We start from the raw sequence: 17,835 nt of genomic DNA, 5'->3' as shown, positions 1-17,835 counted from the left end.
GGTTTCGGGCTCGCTCTGTAGGAACTGCGTAAGCTGCGACCACGACAACGCAGCCACGGCGAGGGTTTCGTCGCAGGCGCGATTTCGCGGTCGCGACTTGCGTCGCTCCTACAGGGGCGCATCGTGGCTTCGGGCTCGCCCTGTAGGAGTTGCGTAAGCTGCGACCACGACAACGCAGCCACGGCGAGGGTTTCGTCGCAGGCGTGATTTCGCGGTCGCGACTCGCGTCGCTCCTACACGGGCGCATCGTGGCTTCGGGCTCGCCCTGTAGGAGCTGCGTAAGCTGCGACCACGACAACGCAGCCACGGCGAGGGTTTCGTCGCAGGCGTGATCCCGCGGTCGCGACTCACGTCGCTCCTACACGGGCGCATCGTGGTTTCGGGCTCGCCCTGTAGGAGCTGCGTAAGCTGCGACCGCGGCAACGCAGCCACGGCGTTGGTTTCGTCGCAGGCGTAATCCCGCGGTCGCGACTCACGTCGCTCCTACACGGGCGCATCGTGGCTTCGGGCTCGCGTGATGCGTCGTCGTGAATCGACGGGCGACAACGCAGCGCCGTCGATCGGAAAGCCGCGCAAGATGAATCGCGATCGGCCGATGCGCTCATTCCGACTGTGACGCGCCGAACGTTTTTACGAAAACCTCATGCCGATGTCGCAAATCGCGCCGGCCGCTGGCGCGAATCGTTCCCGTTGTGTCCCGGTATCGCCCCTGAATCGTCCTCGGAACCCGCTTCCGCGCGCGCTAGCTTCGGCGATGCAGTCGACCCATCCACGCAGAACGATTCTGCAAAGAGGCTCACCATGGAACTGGAAAGCAAAGGACCTGGCGTTGCGGCGTTGAGGCGCTGCGCCGCGGTGCTGGTATCGGGCTTGTTGCTCGCCGCGCCGATGGCGCAGGCGCAGAACTACGAGGGTTATTACGGCAATACCGAGTGGCGCGATATCGGCGAAGACGTGAAGACGGTGAAGTACTGCCCCGGCAACGGCTCAATCGCCGTGGGCACGCGCCGCAACAGCGACACCGATCAGGTGTTGGTCACCCGCGTCACCGATACCGGCGTGACCGACAACGTGCTGCCCAACACCTGGCAGCGGGCGTACTACATCGGCGGCGGCAAGCACTCCGCCGGCTACGGCATCATCGAACTCAGCGGCGGCGCGGGCTTCGCCGTGACCGGCGGTCTGCGCACCGACCAGGGCAGTTACGCCTTCGTCATGCGCCTGGATTGCGAGGGCAATCCGGTGTGGACCACCTTGCTCGACAACCGCGAGCCGGCCAATCGCGCCACCGGTTACGACCTGATCCAGAGCGGATCGGTGATGCCCAGCAGGGCCGCCGCGGGCGGCGACATCGTCATGGTCGGCGAGGAAATCCAGAACGGCCGCACCGTCGGCCGCATCGCGCGCGTCGACCTGGCCGGTAACGTGGTCTGGGACCACCAGTACGATGGCCACGAATGGCCGTCGCTGCAGTTCCGCGCGGTCACCGAAAACCTCGCCAATACCGGCGCGTGGACCGACCTGGTGATCGCCGGCACGGCTACTTCGGCCAACGGCGTTCGCAACGCGCTGATGTTCCGCGCCACCGGCGCCGGAGCGCCGGTGTGCAGCACGACTTTGGGCGATGAAAAGGATCATCGCGACTTCCATGGATTGACCCCGTTGCTCGGGCGCAACTTCATGGGCGAGACCGTACTGGTCGGCGCGGCGACGGGCTTCAGCGAAGGCGCGCCGTCGCAACCGTACCTGGTGCGTTACTCGCGCGCGAGTTGCAGCCCGAAAGTGCAGGCGGTCTGGAACGATCGCGAGAAGCTCAGCTTCACCGCCTACGACGTGGTCGAGGCGACGATGTTGGACGGCCTCAACGGCGCGCTCGCGGTCGCCGGCACGGTCGGCGCCAGCCAGGGCTTCGTGCTCGCCGCCGACCCGGCGACGCTGCGCGAATACGGCGCGCTGACTCAGCGCCGCTACGGCGACAACTTCCGCGAAAGCCTGTATGCGATCGACCGCAAGGCCGACCGCTTCATCATGGCCGGCACCACCGGCGCCGACTGGGCCGGCAACGGCGATCCGCAGGATCTGTACCTGGTGCAGGTGGATGCGGCGCTGCATACCCAGTGCGCGGACCTGTGGTATCCGCAGGCCGTCAACGTCGATCTGCCGCCCAAGGACCTGTGGCCGCAGTACCAGCGGGTCGACAAGTTCTTCGCCACCCAGACGCCGTTGGACAAGGCCAGCGAATGGGGCTATGCCTGCGAACTCGATCCGCCCGAAGGCTGTCCGGGCGTGATCGACAACGGCACGGTCATGCTCGGCGTGCATCCGACCGCGTACTTGAACATCGAGTGCCCGGCGATTCCGATGTCCAGCGGCCTGTACGGCACCACCCTGGTCGGCTTGCGTTTTCTGCCCACCAATGGCGAAGCCTCCGCGCCGGGCGCGCCCTGCGAAGGCTGGGGCGTCGCCAATGCCGACCCGGCCGCGCCGATCAGCGGGCATACCTCGCGCTGCAACGGCACGGTCAACATGGTGGTGAATTCGTTCACCACGCCGACCTCGCCGCCGATCGACACGGCCAATTCGGTGGTCACCGTCGCCAACACCTTCCGGGTCACGCACCGGTTCACGCCGGCCCCGCAGACGCCTTACCTGTATCGCGTGGACGTGTCGATCCAGAACGTCGGCAGCAAGGCGATCAAGGATCTGCGTTATACCCGCGGTATCGACTACGACGTACCGCCGAATACCTTCTCCGAGTACATCACCCTGGCCGGCAGTTCGCCCTTGCTGTTCGCATGGAACACCAACGGCTTCACCTCGCTCGACCCGTTGGCGATCCATCCCAGCAGCGGCGCGGTGACCGACAGCGGTCCGAGCGATCGCGGCTCGCACATGGACTTCCGGCTGGGTTCGCTGGCGGTGGGGGCGACCCGTTCGTTCGTGACTTACTACGGTGCGGCGCCGAACGAGCCCGCTGCCTTGGGTGCGTTGGGCGCGGTGGGGGCGGGGCTGTATTCGCTCGGTCAGGCCAACTGGGACGGAATCAGTCTGTGGACCGCGCCATTGCCGGGCATCGACGGCCGCGACAACGGCCGGCCGGGCACCTTCATGTACGGCTTGCAGACGCGTTAATCGTCGATCGTCATCGATGAGGGCATCGGACCGCGCAGGCCATCGGCCTGCGCGGTTCGCGCATCGGTTCGACAGCGCCGCAACCACAGGTGGATCGCGCCCGCGAACGCCGCGGCCACGATCAGCACGGCCAGCCACTTCGCGGCTGGCATCCGGCCTTCGCGTTCGATCAGCCAGCCGGCGATCACCGTCGCCAGCGGCATCGCGCCCATGGTCGCCGCCGAAAACCAGGTCATCTCGCGGCCCATGCGGCTCGCCTCGGCGTTGCGTTGCAGCCACGACAGCGATTGGATGCCGTAGAAATTGGATGCGCCCGCGAGCAGGCAGAATGCGAGCAGAGTCGCCGCGAGGTTCGCGTTCCAGGCCAGCAGGCCGTAGGCGAGGGCGGCCAGGCTCCAGCAGGCGAGGATCTTGCGCAGCACGCCGTGCATGGCCGCGCCGACGGTCGACGCCAGGCCGGCGGCGATCGCGATGCCGATGAACTGGCCGACGTAGATCAGGAAATAGCGCGGGTCCTGGCGTTCGACCAGCAGCACCGGCAACAGGATCTGCACCGGTCCGAACACCAGCACGGTGCTGATCAACAGGTACAGGTAATAGCTGCGCGGAATCTGCGTGGCTTTGATGAAATCGCTATCGCTCGCGACCGTCTCGACCGACACCTCGCGCCGCCGCACCGGCCCGCGCCGTCGCACCGCGGCGATCAGCAGCAACGACACAGCGACGCTGACGGTATCGATCGCGAACGCGAGCGCCAGCCCATGGTCGCCGCTGGACGCGAGGATCAGGCTGCCGGCCAGCATCGGCAAGGCCATCGTCGCCAGACTGGAGGCGACCGCGAACACCGCATTGCCCGCGGCCAACAGGCCCTTGCGGATGTACAGGCCGAACGCCGCGCGGCCGGCCGGATAGGCCACCGCCCACACCAGGCCGCCGATCAGCGCGAGCAGATAGATCAGCTCGATGCTGATCCAGCCGAACCAGGTGGTGATCGCGAGCGCGGCATTGATCGCGACGTAAAGCGCGCGGCACCACCACAGCACCCGCGCCGGATCGGCGCGGTCGAGCGCGCCGCGAAAGAAGAACAGCAGCAACAGGCTCGGCAGCGCTTCGATCGCCGCGGTCAGACCGAGGTCGAGCGCGCTGCCGGTCAGGCGCATCACCAGGAACGGCAGTGCGATCAAGGTGAAGCTCGCGCCGAAGGTGGTGATCAGATTGTCGAGCAGCAGCCACCCGAAGCGTCGATCGCGCAGGCTGATACGGCCGATCCGCAGCAGCGTGCGCAGGCGCGCGGACACAACCGTGCGCGACGCGCTCAGCACGGTAACCGACACCGACACGCGTGAATCTTCGCAGCGCCCTGGAAAATCAGGATCGCGCGGCCGCCGCGGCACCCTGCGCGCGTCGCAGGAAGAACAATTCGTCCTGGCGTTCGACCGCCAGGCCGTAGGCGCTGGCGATCGCGCGCAGCTTGCCCGCGTCCAGGCGCCACACCGGCTCGACATCGTCCACGCCGATGTCGAGCGTCCATTGCATGCCCAGCCAATGGGTCAGCACGAAGCCGTCGGGCTTGAGCAGCCGCACCAGGGTTTCGAAATAACGCTCCACATGGCGCTGGCAGCAGCCGAAACTGGCCAGGTTGTTGTCGAGGATGACGTCGAAACTCGCCGTTTCGAATTGTTCGGCGAAGGCCTGACTGTGTTTGTTCAACAGATGGACGCGGTAATCCTGAAGGTTCAAGGCGTTGCCGTGTTGCCATTCGTTGCGCGCCACCGTGACCGACTCGATCCGCCGCGCGCTGCCGGCGAGCAGGCGCGCGACCGAGGAATTGCCGGTGCCCACGTGCAGGATGTCGCGGCCGCGCAGATCGGTCGAGGCCAACCAGCGGTTGATCGCGGCCTGATCGTCGGTCGGCTCGCATTCGGAATAGTCCAGCACCGGCCAGGTCGCATGCCGGTCGGCGGCCTCGTGGGTGTCGACCCACGGCTCGTGGCCGCAGTCGATGCGCGCCGCGCCGATATCGAAGCGCGGCCGGAACGAGAGCGAGGCGGAATGGGCTGCGGCGCTGGCCGCGGCAGCGGTCGCGGAATCGTTCATGGGGGAGGGCATCCAGGGCGTGGCGCGGGAAAGAGTCGAACGCGATCGTGCGTGTTCGATTCTTCAACGATCGTCGAGCAAGTGTCGAGCGATGCGACGCATGACGATCGCGGAACTGCTTGGCGTCGTCACAGAATAAATCCGTCCCGGCTTTCATTCTTTCTTGCGAAAACGCGACTATGCATCGTGTTTCGTCGTTCGACGGTTTCGCAAGCAACCTTATCCAAGCAGACGTTCCACCCGTTCTCTCCCCCAATCAAGCACCTGGCGTGCGGGCCCGCGTGATGCGCGGCGACCCGTATCGACGCGTCCGGTCTGCCAATCAGACCCAGCGATTCGCGGCAACGCATCGGCTTGCGCCGGGCGTGCGCGTGTCGCGCTGCCGGATGCGCGTCCCTCATGCTGAGCCAGTTCGTCCTGACCCTGGTCGTCGGTTTTTCGACCCTCGTATTGCTGTGCTGCCTGCTGTTCCTCGCCGGCTGGGCGTTCTATCGGATGCTGCGGCGGCCTTCGTCGCCGACGCTCGCGGACTATCCCTTCGTCTCGATCCTGGTGCCGTTCTACAACGAGCCCGAAGCCTCGTTTCGTACCACGCTGGAAGCGATCGAATGCAGCGACTATCCCGGCCGCATCGAAGTGCTGCTGGTCGACGACGGTTCGACCAACACCACCGCGGCGAGCGTGGTCGAATGGCTGGCGCAACCGCGGCGCAAGCACTACCGCCTGCTGTCGATCGAGCGCAACGGCGGCGCCAAGGGGCTCGCGCTGGATGCCGCGCTGCCGTGGCTGGCGGCCGATTCGGACGTGGTCACGGTGATCGACAGCGACACGGTGATCGCGCCGTGTGCGCTGCGCCGCGCGGTCGAGGCGCTGTATTCCTCGCCGCGCCACGCCGCCGCCTGCGGGCTGATCGTTCCGGCCGGTCGTCACGATTCGTGGCTGCATCGTCTGCAGTTCTACGAGCATGTCGGCGCGCTGGCGGCGATTCGCTACGTGCAGAGCAAGATCGGCGTGGTCAACGTGGTGGCCGGCGCGTTCTCCTTGCATCGCACGTCGGTGATCCGCGAACTCGGCGGCTGGGGCGAATGGCTGGTCGAGGACATCGCCTGGACCTGGCGCGCGCTCGCCCACGGCTATTCGATCGCCTACGCGCCCGACGCGGTCGCCTACACGATCTGTCCGACCACCTTGACCGGACTGTTTCGGCAACGGCGCCGCTGGGCACGCGGGCGACTGGAATCGTTCCGCGTCGCCTGGCGCATCTCCTGGCCGCGCACGATGAAGATGTTGCCGTGGTGGTTGCTGTGGGCGCAGTCGGCCTTGGTGCCGACCTTGCTGCTGCTGATCGCCGGCGCGTTGCTGTATCGCAGCCACGCCTTGCTCGGCGTCGCCGCGTTGAACTGGCTGCTGATGGCGACGCTCAACTTCATCGCCGTGCTGCATGCGCGCATCCGTCTGCAACTGGGGCCGCTGGATCTGGTGCTGGTGTCGATCTGCAACACCGTGATCGACGTGCTTCTGCTGCCGGCGAACGTGATCGGCCTGCTCGACGAATTGCGCGGACAGCGCAAGACCTGGATGACGCGCTGAGGACGGGCATGGACTGGCATCGATTCCTGCAAACCACGCCACAGGCCTATCTAGGCCGTGGCGCAACCGACCGGCGCGCGCTGGCGCTGACCTTCGACGATGGTCCCGGACAGGCGACGCCGGCATTGCTCGAGCTGCTGCGCGAGTTGGAGGTCGGCGCCAGTTTCTTCTGCACCGGCGAAGCGGCGCGCGCGCATCCGCACTTGATCGAGCGCATGCAGCGCGAAGGCCACGAGATCGGCAATCACTCGCTCACCCATGCCGACGCGCGCGGCTTCACCGCGCAGGACTGGCTGGCGCGCGAAGTGCTTCCGGCGGCGGTCGCCTTACGCGAGGCGGGACTGGCGCAGGCGCCGAACCTGTTTCGTCCCGCCTATGGCGAGATCGACGAAGCGCAGTTCCAGGCGCTGGCGGGCGAGGGTTACGCCGTGGTCGGCTGGTCGGTCGATCCGCGCGACTGGCTGGAGCCGCAGGCGCCCGGCTATGTGTCGTGCGTGGTCGAGTCGGTGCTGGCGCGCATCCATCCGGGCGCGATCGTGTTGCTGCACGACGGCGACGACGAACAGGGCCGGGCGCGCGACGGCATCGTCGAGATCGTGCGCCGGCTGGTGCCGGCGTTGCGCGGGCAGGGTTACGAGTTCGTCACCGCGGGGCGGTTTGTTCGCGCCGACTAAGGTTCAAGCCGCGGCGCAGTGTTGGTCACAATTGCTCGAAGTAGCGCTGATAGCAGATCCAGGCGGACGCGGCCGCCGCCACAAACGGCAAGCTCAGCGCCTTGAGTTCCCACGGCCGGCGCAACGCGTGGTCGGTCCAGTACAAGAGCGCGCAGTGCAGCCCGTACAGCACGACCACGACGACGCTTGCTGCGGGGAAGTAGTGGCCGACGATATGGGGCATATACAAATCGTAGGTCGACGACAGGAAGATGCTTTCCAGCGCGCAGAAACAGGCCATCGCCAGATTCAGCCGGAACATCAGCCGTGAGCTTGCCGGGTCGTGCCACATTGCGTTCATCGCGACCTTCTTGTTGTGACGATGCAGCGAACGGCTTTGCGGGATCAATCCTTGCGCACGCAGGCCTTGCAGGCTTGCGCATAGACCCGGGTCAACCCGCGTTTGAGTTCCGCCTGCGCTTGCGCGACTTCGGCGGCTCGTAGCTGCTGCGCGCTCAAGGGCGCGTGCGGGGCTTCGTGTCGAGGCCGCAGCGGTCCGGTTTGGGACGGATCGTGCTTGGGCAATTCCTGGAAAGAGGCCGGTCGCCGTGTCATGCGCCTGTCCATCTGGGAGGTAAGGGCGAATCTAGCACTGCGCGCGGATAGGCCCAAAATGCATGGCTTGCGCTTGGTTGGCGGCGACTTTGCCAGAATCGGCGGGTTTGCCGATGCATCGCCGGAAGCGGCGAGTAGCGGGCGGATGAGTCGCCTCGGTGCCGGGCGTGAACCCGAACAACAAAAAAGCCGGCGCAAGGCCGGCTTTTTGCTTTCAACGATTGGTCGGGGAGACAGGATTCGAACCTGCGACCTCTACGTCCCGAACGTAGCGCTCTACCAGACTGAGCTACACCCCGACTTCGTGAGCCGCAAATTCTAGCGGCGACCCCGGGGCCGGCGCAAGGGGTCGATGCGAATAAAATCGAAGTCGGTGGCCCGAGGGCCGTCGTGGCTGGGTTTGCGAGCCCTGAGCGGGACGCGATCCAAGCCAGGAGGCGGGGGCGGGCGCTAGACTATGACCATCGGTAACGACCCGCGCGTTACCCGTGTTTACCATCGCTGACGCCGCCCCGGCCGCAATCGCCGCACGTAACTGGAGTTTTGCTTGATCAAGCCTCGCACCCCACCCGGGGTCATGGAGCTGCTGCCCCGTGACCAGATCGCGTTCCAGCGCATGCTCGATACGATCCGCCGCAATTTCGAGCGTTTCGGCTTCCTGCCGGTGGAAACCCCGGTCATGGAGCTGACCGAGGTGCTGCTGACCAAAAGCGGCGGCGAGACCGAGCGCGAGGTGTATTTCGTCGAATCCACCGGTTCGCGCGCGAAGAACAACAAGGCCGAGGAGCGCGCCACGCCCGAGTTGGCGCTGCGTTTCGACCTGACCGTGCCGCTGGCGCGCTATGTGGCCGAGCACGAGCACGATCTGGCGTTTCCGTTCCGCCGGTATCAGATGCAGCGCGTGTATCGCGGCGAGCGCCAGCAGGCCGGCCGTTATCGCGAGTTTTACCAGTGCGATATCGACGTGGTCGGCAAGGATTCGCTCAGTGTGCGCTACGACGCCGAGCTGCCGGCGACGATCTACGCGGTGTTCTCCGAACTCGACATCGGCGCGTTCACCATCCAGCTCAACAACCGTAAGCTGCTGCGCGGCTTCTTCCAGGCCCAGGGCGTGGCCGAGGGCGAGTTGCAGGCGCTGGTGCTGCGCGAGGTCGACAAGCTCGACAAGCGCGGCGCCGACTACGTGCGCGAGACGCTCACCGGGCCGGACTTCGGCCTCAGTGCCGAGGCGGTCACGACGATCCTGGACTTCGTCGGCGTGCGTTCGACCTCGCACGCCGATGCGCTGGCGCGGCTGGACGCGCTGGGCGAGGGCAACGACACCTTGCGCGAAGGCGTGGCCGAGCTGCGCGAAGTGCTGGAACTGATCCGCGCGCTGGGCGTGCCGGAGCAGAACTACGCGCTGAACTTCTCGATCGCGCGTGGCCTGGACTATTACACCGGCACCGTCTACGAGACCACGCTCAACGATTACCCGGGCCTGGGCTCGATCTGCTCGGGCGGCCGTTACGAAAACCTCGCCAGCAACTACACCAAGTCCAGGCTGCCGGGCGTCGGCATCTCGATCGGCCTGACCCGCTTGTTCTATCAGTTGCAAAAGGCCGGCATCGTCAGCACCGCCGAAAGCACGGTGCAGGTGTTGATCACCCAGATGGAAGACGCGCACCTGCCGCATTGCCTGGCGCTGGCCAACGAACTGCGTCACGGCGGCCTCAACACCGAAGTGGTGATGGAGGCGTCCAAGCTGAAGCAGCAGTTCAAGTACGCCGACCGCGCCGGCATCCGTTTCGTGGTGGTGCTCGGCGAGAACGAAATCGCCAAGGGCACGGCCACGGTCAAGGACCTGCGTCGCGAAGACCAGTTCGAAGTGCCGCGCGGCGAGTTGGCGCGGACGCTGCGGATCGAGCTGGAGCAGTCGCGGGTGATGCCGCGGGCCGCGGCGGAGTGAGCATGCCGCGCGCGAACAGCATCGGCGGCGCGGATCGTTCGATCCCGCTGCCGGCCGTTCGCGCGCATGGATCGCGGGCCGGGCGCGGGAGTCTGCGCCCGGAGTCCGCTACACGGTTCGCCACTCGCCGGAGCGGAATCCGGAGTCATGGCGAACCGCTTTCACCCCGCGACGCGCATCCGCCGTTGCGGTTCTCAATGTGGCATTGACGCACCGACTCCCGAGTACGCTCGGCCGGGTTTGACCGTTCGCGGTTAAGCCCGCCGTTCAGATGATCGCCAGGGTGCGAGGCGAGGTTACAACTTGAACAAGATCCAACTCGATGGCCGTTCGCTCACGCGGTCGCAGCTCGTTGCCGTGGCTTACGGCGCACAGGTCGAACTGGCCGCGGCGCAATTGCCGGCGGTGGCCCGCGCGGCCGATTTCCTGGCCGAACAGGTCCGCCGCGAAGAACCGATCTACGGCGTATCCACCGGTTTTGGCAGCAACGCCGACCGTCTGCTCGGTGCGCATCATCTGCGCGACCAGTTGCCCGGCGCGAAGCCCGCGACCGAAACCCTGCACGAGGAATTGCAGCGCAATCTGATCGTCACCCATGCGGTCTGCGTCGGCGAGCCGTTCGCGCCGGAGATCGTGCGCGCGATGCTGTGCATCCGCATCAACACCCTGATGCGCGGGCATTCGGGCATCCGCGTGCAGACCCTGCAGGCGCTGGCGCAGATGCTCAACGCCGGGATCGTGCCGGTGGTGCCGCAACTGGGTTCAGTCGGCGCCAGCGGCGACCTGGCGCCGTTGTCGCATCTGGCGATCGTGCTGCTCGGCGGCGGCGAAGCCTTTTTCGAAGGCGAGCGCATGCCGGGCGCGCAGGCGCTTGAACGCGCCGGCCTGCAACCGGTCAAGCTGTCGTACAAGGAAGGCCTGGCGCTCAATAACGGCACCGCGCAGATGCTGGCCTGCGGTGTGCTCGCGCTGGCCAAGCTCGAGGACCTGGCCGACACCGCCGATCTGGCCGCGGCGATGACCATCGACGCCTTCGCCGGCCGTCTGGGCGCGTTCGCGCAGGAAGTGCATGCGCTGCGTCCGCACCCGGGGCAAGTCGAAGTGGCCGCGAATCTGCGCCGCCTGCTCGACGGTTCGACCCTGGCCGATATTCCGTATCACCTCGTGCCGCGGTTCCGCCCGTGGTTGCCGCAGAGTTGGGATACGCCAGCCGCGCAGCAGCTCAGCTTCGACATCGGCTGGGACTGGGTGCCGTTCACCCAGCGTCACGGCCGCGAGAAGTTCTACCAGCGCTTCCGTCCGTTCCGCGGCGGCAAGAAGCATCAGCCGCAGGACAGTTATTCGCTGCGCTGCATTCCGCAGGTGCATGGCGCGGTGCGCGACGCGATCGCGCAGGCCGCACGGGTGTTCGAGGTCGAACTCAATTCGCTGACCGACAATCCGATCGTGTTCCCGGATGCGCAGGCCGAACACGTCGAGCAGCAGGTGATCTCGGCCGGTCATTTCCACGGCATGCCGCTGGCGCTGGCGATGAGCTACGTCAAGGCGGCGATCCCGGTGCTCGCGAGCATTTCCGAGCGTCGCCTCAACAAGCTGGTCGATCCGGCCACCAACGATGGCCTGCCGGGGTTCCTGATCGGCAACGAGGACGCGACCGAGTCGGGTCACATGATCGTGCAGTACACCGCCGCGGCGATCGTCAACGATCTGGCCAGCCGCGCGCATCCGGCGTCGGTGTATTCGATTCCGACCAGCGCCAACGCCGAGGATCACGTGTCGATGGGCGCCAACGAGGCGCGTCACGTGCTGGCGATGGCCGACGATCTGGGCAAGGTGCTGGCGCTGGAGTTGTACACCGCCGCCCAGGCGCTGGACCTGCGTCGCGACATGATCAACGCCGCGCGCGATCTGGCCGATCGCACCGATGCGAAGGTGCTGGCCGGCAAGGTGTTCGGCGGCCCGGTCGCGGATGCGGCCGACCATGCCGGTTTCATCGCCGAGGTCGAGGGCTTGCGCGCCGAGCTGTCGGCGGCGCAGGAGTTCCGTCCGGGCCGCGCGGTCGCGATCGCGCACGCCAAACTGCGCGAGTCGATCCCGTTCCTGGATCGCGATCGCGCGCTCGACGGCGAAGTGGCGACGGCGGTGATGCTGGTGCGCGACGGCATTGTGCTGTCGGCGGTGCGTTCGGGTCTGCAGGACTGAGTGCAACACTGAGTGCGACATCTTTCTGCGCGCGCGGCCCAGCCCGCCGCGCAGACCAAAGCCCCTCTCCCGCCCGCGGGAGAGGGGTTGGGGTGAGGGCCGCCGCGGAGCTGCCCATGCCAACGGCGACGGTTTCCAATACGCTGGCGCGGTGTGCTTCCAGCCAACCACCGCCATGAACCTGATTGCCCATTCCGATCGCGCGTTCACTGTGCAGGCCATGCTGTCGCCGGCCGAATGCGAGACCTTGATTGCGCTGGCCGAACACAACGGCTTCGAATCCGCGGGCGTGCGCACCGCCGCCGGCGCGCAAAAAGCCATGCCGCATGTGCGCAACAACGAGCGGGTGGTGTTCGAGTCGGTCGAGTGGGTCGATCGGCTGTGGCAACGCCTGGCCCAGGTCGATCTGCCCGAACTGGACGGCCAGATCCCCGTCGGCCTGCCGCGCCTGCTGCGTTTCTACAAATACTGGCCGGGCCAGCGCTTTCGCATGCACAAGGACGGCCCCTGGCTCGAAGACGGGCTGAGCAGCAAGCTGACCTTGCTGGTCTATCTCAACGACGGCTTCGTCGGCGGCGATACCGATTTCCGCCAGTTCCGGGTGACCCCGAAAACCGGCGACGCCTTGCTGTTCGTGCACGACACCTGGCACGAGGGCGCGGCGGTGGAAGAGGGCGTCAAGTACGCGCTGCGCTCGGACGTGATGTACGCGCCGCGAGGCTGATCGGCCCGCGCCTAGGCGACCGCGCCGGTCGCCGCGGCCCCCCACACCCGCACGCAATCGCGCCCCTCGGCCTTGGCCAGGTACAGCGCCTGATCGGCGAACTGCAGCGCCGCTTCCACGCCCATGTCCGAGTCCGGGGTGATTTCATGGACGCCGATGCTGGCGGTGACCGGGATGTCGTGGCTGCGGCTAGGGCAGGGCTGCGAACTCAGGCGCGCACGCAGTTCCTCGGCGACGCGCGCGCCGCTGCTCAGATCATGATCGGGCAGCACGGCGACGAATTCCTCGCCGCCGAACCGCGCCAGCAGCGCGTGCTGCGGGATCAGGCATTGAGCGATCAGCCCCGCCGCCCAGCGCAGGCATTCGTCGCCGACCAGATGGCCATGGTGATCGTTGATCTGCTTGAAGTGATCCAGGTCGATCATCATCAGCACCAGCGGCCGGCTCTGCCGGCGCGAGCGATGCAACAGCGCCTCGAAGGCTTCGCGGAAATGGCTGCGGTTGTGCAGGCCGGTCAGGCCGTCGCGCTGCGCGGTTTCGCGCAGGCGCGCATGCACCTCCTCGAGCTGGGCCAGCGCGCTGCGCAGTTCGGTGGTGCGCTGTTCGACCTTGTGTTCGAGCTGATCCTTGGCTTCGCGCACCACCCGCTCGTTCTCGTTGCGCAGCGCCGCGTAGCGATAGCCCAGCGCGACCGAGAGCAGCAGCATTTCCAGGGCCGAGCCGATCTGCACGCCGTATTCGGTGATGAAGATCTTCGGCAGCAGGTCGAACGCGATCGCCGCGAACATGCCGGTGCCCAGCAGGAACGCCGACCACGCCAGCAGGAACAGCCGCGCCGGCTTGTAGCCGCGACGCAGCACGACGATGGTTTCCACCGCGATCCAGGCGATGCTGACGAACACCGCCGCCGAGGCGATCGGGGTGGCGATGCGGTACGGCGCCTGGGTCGCGATGATGCCGAGCACGACGAAGAACCCGATCATCGCCAAGCCGACCCGGTCGCCGAATCGCCAGCGCTGTTGCAGGCCCAGGAAGTTGCGCGCGAACTGTTGCATGCCGACCTGGGCCAGACAGATCGACAGCGGCACCGAGTGGTCGGCCAGCCACGGCGAGCGCGGCCACAGGTATTCGAAGCCCAGGCCGTTGAGGGTCAGCAGCACCAGACCGAACGCGCAGATATGGAACAGGTACCAGAAATAACTGGCGTCGCGCAGGGTCAGCCACAGCACCAGGTTGTAGAAGAACAGCGCCAGCAGGATGCCGTAGTACAGGCCGATGCCGAGCTGGGCATCGCGCGCCAGCTCGGTGAACGCGGTCGGCGTGTACAACGTCAGCGGCACCTGCATCGAGCTTTCGCTGCGCACGCGCATGTAGATGTCCACCGGCTCGCCCTGCGGCAGATCGATCCAGAAATTCGGGTGTCGGTAGCGGATCGCGCGCGCGCTGAACGGCTGGCTGTCGCCGCCGACCTGATGGGTCGGCGCGCCGCCGTTGCGCGGCTGGGTGTAGACATCGAGCCGGTCGCTGAGCGCGAACCCCTGCACCAACAACCAGCGCGGCACCTCGGCGCTGTGGTTGACGGTGGTGATGTGGAACCAGAACGCGCCGGGCTGGAAGCCGAACGAGCTGTTGCCGTTGGGCACCGGCCGGAACCCGCCCTGCGCCTGCAGCCGGCGGGCGGCGTCCAGGTCGAGCTTGCCGTCGCGGTCGTGGTAGTAGGCGGTGAACGGCGCCAGCGCGACCTCGCGGCTGGCGCCGTCCAGTTCCAGCGTGCTCTGCGCCGTGGCCGGCCAGGCGAGCGCGCCCAGCGCGACCCACATGAGCAGCAACAGGCAGCGCCAGCGATCGCGCAGGGTGGGGCGTGGCCGCGGCGGGGCGGCGTCGGTCGGGCGCGGGGCGCGGCAGGGCTTCGTATTCATCTTCCGTGGCGATAACGGACGCAGGCCATTGCGTCGCGGCAAGGAGGGGGAGGGCGATGGGGCGGGGCGCAGGGCGAGAGGCATGCCTGACTTCTTAACGCAAATTCGGTCCCGCTCAGGCCGGCTTGACGACCGTTCGGCGGATCGTTAATGTATTAACGCGTTAGTACATTAACGCACTCATTCAGCTTTCGCGGCCGGGCAGGTGCCTGGACGACGACGATCACTACGCACAAAGGCACAGGTTTTCCACGATGAAGCGCCGTTCCACCGACACCGACCACAGCGAAGACGCGCTCGCCGACCTGGCCACCGCGCTCGCCGGCCTGCGCACGGCCGAGCAGGTCCGCGCCTTCCTCGAAGACCTGTGCACGCCGGCCGAGCTGGAAGCCATGAGCGACCGCTGGCGGGTCGTGCCCTTGCTCAGCGAGGGCGTGCCGTACCGCGAAATCCACGACCGCACCCAGGTCAGCGTGACCACGATCGGGCGGGTCGCGCGGGTGTTCGAACGCGGCGCCGGCGGCTACGCGGCGGCGCTGCAGCGGCGCGCGGCGCGACATCGCTGATTCCGCCATCGCCTGTCCGGCCCCCCGACACAGACACCGATTCTCCCTGCGGACGCCGCGACCGGCCCACCGCACCGCCATCGCCCCGCACCGACTTCCTTTCGAGACCTTCTTCATGAGCCCTCCCGCCAGCGCCGCCGCGCGTGACCGCTTGCGCATCGCGATCCAGAAATCCGGCCGTCTCGCCGAGCCGGCGCGCGCGCTGCTGGCCGCCTGCGGCTTGAGCTGGCGCGAAAGCCGCGACCGCCTGTTCTGCTACGGCGAAACCCTGCCGGTCGATCTGCTGCTGGTGCGCGACGACGACATCCCCGGCCTGATCGCCGACGGCGTCTGCGACCTGGGCGTGGTCGGTCGCAATGTATTGCTAGAACAGGACGGCGATCGCCGGGGCCGCGGCCACGCGCCTGCGTTCCGCGAGTGGCGTTCGCTCGGCTTCGGCGGTTGCCGGCTGGCGCTGGCGGTGCCCGACGCGTGGCAATGGGACGGCCCGCAGCAACTGGCCGGCAAGCGCATCGCCACCAGCTACCCGGCGCTGCTGTCGCAATGGCTGGCCGAGCAGGGCGTCGATGCGCAGGTGGTGTTGCTGTCGGGTTCGGTCGAGATCGCGCCGCGGCTGGGCCAGGCCGAGGCGATCTGCGATCTGGTGTCCAGCGGCGCGACCCTGGTCGCCAACCAGCTCAAGCCGGTGCAGACCCTGATCGAAAGCGAAGCGGTGCTGGCCGGGCCGGTCGACAAGTTCGACGACGTGCGCGGTGAATTGGCCGACCTGCTGCTGCGCCGCCTCGACGGCGCGATGCGGGTGCGCAACAGCAAGCTGCTGATGTTCCAGGCGCCGCGCGCGCTGCTCGCCGAATTGCTGCCGATGCTGCCCGATGCCGAGGCGCCGACGGTGATGCGTCTGGACAACGGCGACGACATCGCCCTGCAGGCGCTGTGCCACGGCGCGGTGACCTGGCAGCGGCTGGAGGAACTCAAGCGCGCCGGCGCGCGCGGGCTGATGGTGCTGCCGGTGGAGGGCATGCTGGCATGAGCGCGTTGATGCAGCGCTACGACTGGAGCGCGCTGGACGAAGGCGAGCGCGAGCGCATCCTGCGCCGGCCCGCGCAGGAGACCCGTCAGTCCACCGCCGACACGGTCGCCGAGATCCTGGCCACGGTGCGGCGCGATGGTGATGCGGCGTTGCGTGTTTACGCCGAACGCTTCGATGGCCGCGTACCCGAGGCGTTCGCGGTCGGCATCGAAGAATTCGACGCCGCGCAGCGCGACCTTACGCCCGCGTTGCGCGCGGCGATCGACGAAGCGGCCGAACGCATCGCCGCGTTTCACCGCGCCGGCATGACCCCGGCGTATGCGCTCGACACCGCCGATGGCGTGCGCTGCGAACGTATCCTGCGGCCGATCCAGCGGGTCGGCCTGTACGTGCCGGCCGGCTCGGCGCCGCTGCCGTCGACCGCGTTGATGCTCGGCGTGCCGGCGCAACTGGCCGGTTGCCGCGAAATCATCCTGTGCACGCCGCCGCGCCGCGACGGCAGCGCCGATCCGGCGGTGCTGTACGCCGCGCGCCGCTGCGGCATCGAGCGGGTGTTCAAGCTCGGCGGCGCCCAGGCGATCGCGGCGATGGCCTTCGGCAGCGCCAGCATCGGCAAGTGCGACAAGTTGTTCGGGCCGGGCAATGCCTACGTCACCGAGGCCAAGCGCCAGGTCGCGCTGATCGAAGGCGGCGCGGCGATCGACATGCCGGCCGGGCCGTCGGAGGTGCTGGTGATCGCCGACCGCGGCGCGCGCGCCGATTTCGTCGCCGCCGATCTGCTGTCGCAGGCCGAACACGGCGCCGATTCGCAGGTGATCCTGCTCAGCGACGACAGCGCGCTGCTCGATGCGGTCGATCGCGAACTCGAACGCCAACTGGCCGATCTGTCGCGCGCGCCGACCGCGCGCAGCGCCTTGCAGTCGTCGCGTTCGATCCGGGTCGGTTCGATCGATGAAGCCCTGCAAGTCAGCAATCGCTACGCGCCCGAGCACCTGATCCTGGCCTTGCGCGACGCGCGCGCGGCGTTGCCGGCGGTGGACGCGGCCGGGTCGGTGTTTCTCGGCGACTGGGCGCCCGAAGCGCTGGGCGACTATTGCAGCGGCACCAATCATGTTCTGCCCACCAGCGGCGCGGCGCGTTATGCCGGCGGGCTCAACGTGGCGAGTTTCCAGATCGCGATCACGGTGCAGGAAGTGACCCCGCAAGGGTTGCAGGCGATCGGCCCGTGCGCGGTCGAACTGGCCAGCGCCGAAGGGCTGGACGCGCATCGCCAGGCGGTGCAGATCCGCCAGCGCGCGCTGGCCTCGCACCCGCCCATTCAGAACGCGCCGTCGCAATCCGTGTGATCGTCGCGTCCGA

The 17,835-nt window shown here is 67.4% G+C and carries 13 protein-coding genes and 1 tRNA gene; 9 read left to right on the top strand and 5 right to left on the bottom strand.

Features of this window, described 5'->3' with window-relative positions:
• The first annotated feature begins 801 nt into the window (after positions 1 to 801).
• Positions 802 to 3,132, top strand: a complete 2,331-nt coding sequence (locus AC3A4T_RS00495; RefSeq protein WP_487673603.1) for a hypothetical protein — start codon at positions 802 to 804, stop codon at positions 3,130 to 3,132.
• Here AC3A4T_RS00495 and AC3A4T_RS00490 read toward each other — a convergent pair.
• Positions 3,129 to 4,472, bottom strand: a complete 1,344-nt coding sequence (locus AC3A4T_RS00490; RefSeq protein WP_487673602.1) for an MFS transporter — start codon at positions 4,470 to 4,472, stop codon at positions 3,129 to 3,131. The two genes, AC3A4T_RS00495 and AC3A4T_RS00490, sit on opposite strands and share 4 nt — an antisense overlap.
• A gap of 28 nt (positions 4,473 to 4,500) precedes the next feature.
• Complete coding sequence (locus AC3A4T_RS00485; protein WP_487673601.1) at positions 4,501 to 5,229, bottom strand: methyltransferase domain-containing protein; 729 nt, start codon at positions 5,227 to 5,229, stop codon at positions 4,501 to 4,503.
• A 399-nt stretch (positions 5,230 to 5,628) separates the two neighbouring features.
• Between AC3A4T_RS00485 and AC3A4T_RS00480 the strand changes: the two genes are divergently transcribed.
• Both AC3A4T_RS00480 and AC3A4T_RS00475 read left to right on the top strand, forming a co-directional pair.
• Complete coding sequence (locus tag AC3A4T_RS00480) at positions 5,629 to 6,819, top strand: glycosyltransferase family 2 protein (RefSeq protein WP_487673600.1); 1,191 nt, start codon at positions 5,629 to 5,631, stop codon at positions 6,817 to 6,819.
• A gap of 8 nt (positions 6,820 to 6,827) precedes the next feature.
• Positions 6,828 to 7,493, top strand: coding sequence for a polysaccharide deacetylase family protein (locus AC3A4T_RS00475; RefSeq protein ID WP_487673599.1), 666 nt, complete (start codon positions 6,828 to 6,830; stop codon positions 7,491 to 7,493).
• 25 nt (positions 7,494 to 7,518) lie between these two features.
• Here AC3A4T_RS00475 and AC3A4T_RS00470 read toward each other — a convergent pair whose 3' ends face one another.
• Positions 7,519 to 7,833 (bottom strand): hypothetical protein, encoded by a 315-nt coding sequence (locus AC3A4T_RS00470; protein WP_157476663.1) that lies wholly within the window; start codon positions 7,831 to 7,833, stop codon positions 7,519 to 7,521.
• Positions 7,834 to 8,309: 476 nt separating this feature from the next.
• Positions 8,310 to 8,386 (bottom strand) — tRNA-Pro (locus AC3A4T_RS00465).
• Positions 8,387 to 8,634: 248 nt separating this feature from the next.
• Here AC3A4T_RS00465 and hisS point away from each other — a divergent pair.
• The 3 genes from hisS (at position 8,635) to AC3A4T_RS00450 (ending at position 12,961) form a co-directional block, all read left to right on the top strand.
• A complete protein-coding gene (gene hisS / locus AC3A4T_RS00460) occupies positions 8,635 to 10,035 on the top strand; it encodes a histidine--tRNA ligase (RefSeq protein ID WP_487673598.1) in 1,401 nt (466 codons plus the stop codon).
• A 303-nt stretch (positions 10,036 to 10,338) separates the two neighbouring features.
• Positions 10,339 to 12,237, top strand: coding sequence for an HAL/PAL/TAL family ammonia-lyase (locus tag AC3A4T_RS00455; RefSeq protein WP_487673597.1), 1,899 nt, complete (start codon positions 10,339 to 10,341; stop codon positions 12,235 to 12,237).
• A 175-nt stretch (positions 12,238 to 12,412) separates the two neighbouring features.
• Positions 12,413 to 12,961, top strand: a complete 549-nt coding sequence (locus tag AC3A4T_RS00450; protein WP_487673596.1) for a prolyl hydroxylase family protein — start codon at positions 12,413 to 12,415, stop codon at positions 12,959 to 12,961.
• 11 nt (positions 12,962 to 12,972) lie between these two features.
• Here AC3A4T_RS00450 and AC3A4T_RS00445 read toward each other — a convergent pair whose 3' ends face one another.
• Positions 12,973 to 14,880, bottom strand: coding sequence for a sensor domain-containing diguanylate cyclase (locus AC3A4T_RS00445; RefSeq protein ID WP_487673595.1), 1,908 nt, complete (start codon positions 14,878 to 14,880; stop codon positions 12,973 to 12,975).
• 254 nt (positions 14,881 to 15,134) lie between these two features.
• Here AC3A4T_RS00445 and AC3A4T_RS00440 point away from each other — a divergent pair, with 254 nt between their 5' ends.
• The 3 genes from AC3A4T_RS00440 (at position 15,135) to hisD (ending at position 17,822) form a co-directional block, all read left to right on the top strand.
• On the top strand, positions 15,135 to 15,446 hold the full coding sequence (locus AC3A4T_RS00440) for a YerC/YecD family TrpR-related protein (RefSeq protein WP_036102632.1): 312 nt from the start codon (positions 15,135 to 15,137) through the stop codon (positions 15,444 to 15,446).
• Between the two features lie 115 nt (positions 15,447 to 15,561).
• The gene (gene hisG / locus AC3A4T_RS00435; RefSeq protein WP_036102631.1) at positions 15,562 to 16,476 is read left to right on the top strand and encodes an ATP phosphoribosyltransferase; all 915 of its coding nucleotides are present in this window, start codon (positions 15,562 to 15,564) and stop codon (positions 16,474 to 16,476) included.
• A gap of 8 nt (positions 16,477 to 16,484) precedes the next feature.
• Positions 16,485 to 17,822 carry a histidinol dehydrogenase gene (hisD, locus tag AC3A4T_RS00430; RefSeq protein ID WP_487674020.1) on the top strand — a complete coding sequence of 446 codons (1,338 nt, stop codon included), beginning with the start codon at positions 16,485 to 16,487 and terminating at the stop codon, positions 17,820 to 17,822.
• The last annotated feature ends 13 nt before the right edge of the window (positions 17,823 to 17,835 follow it).

It is taken from the genome of Lysobacter sp. Soil_N_51 (assembly GCF_057655755.1).
Note: the sequence above shows the minus strand (reverse complement) of the source record. Positions and strands in the feature narration are given on the sequence as shown.

Coding starts and splice junctions, on each gene's coding strand:
- AC3A4T_RS00475 (WP_487673599.1), top strand. CDS start 6,828: ATGGACTGGCATCGATTCCTGCAAACCACGCCACAGGCCTATCTAGGC.
- AC3A4T_RS00440 (WP_036102632.1), top strand. CDS start 15,135: ATGAAGCGCCGTTCCACCGACACCGACCACAGCGAAGACGCGCTCGCC.
- AC3A4T_RS00450 (WP_487673596.1), top strand. CDS start 12,413: ATGAACCTGATTGCCCATTCCGATCGCGCGTTCACTGTGCAGGCCATG.
- hisG (WP_036102631.1), top strand. CDS start 15,562: ATGAGCCCTCCCGCCAGCGCCGCCGCGCGTGACCGCTTGCGCATCGCG.
- AC3A4T_RS00445 (WP_487673595.1), bottom strand. CDS start 14,880: ATGAATACGAAGCCCTGCCGCGCCCCGCGCCCGACCGACGCCGCCCCG.
- AC3A4T_RS00480 (WP_487673600.1), top strand. CDS start 5,629: ATGCTGAGCCAGTTCGTCCTGACCCTGGTCGTCGGTTTTTCGACCCTC.
- AC3A4T_RS00495 (WP_487673603.1), top strand. CDS start 802: ATGGAACTGGAAAGCAAAGGACCTGGCGTTGCGGCGTTGAGGCGCTGC.
- hisD (WP_487674020.1), top strand. CDS start 16,485: ATGCAGCGCTACGACTGGAGCGCGCTGGACGAAGGCGAGCGCGAGCGC.
- AC3A4T_RS00485 (WP_487673601.1), bottom strand. CDS start 5,229: ATGAACGATTCCGCGACCGCTGCCGCGGCCAGCGCCGCAGCCCATTCC.
- AC3A4T_RS00470 (WP_157476663.1), bottom strand. CDS start 7,833: ATGAACGCAATGTGGCACGACCCGGCAAGCTCACGGCTGATGTTCCGG.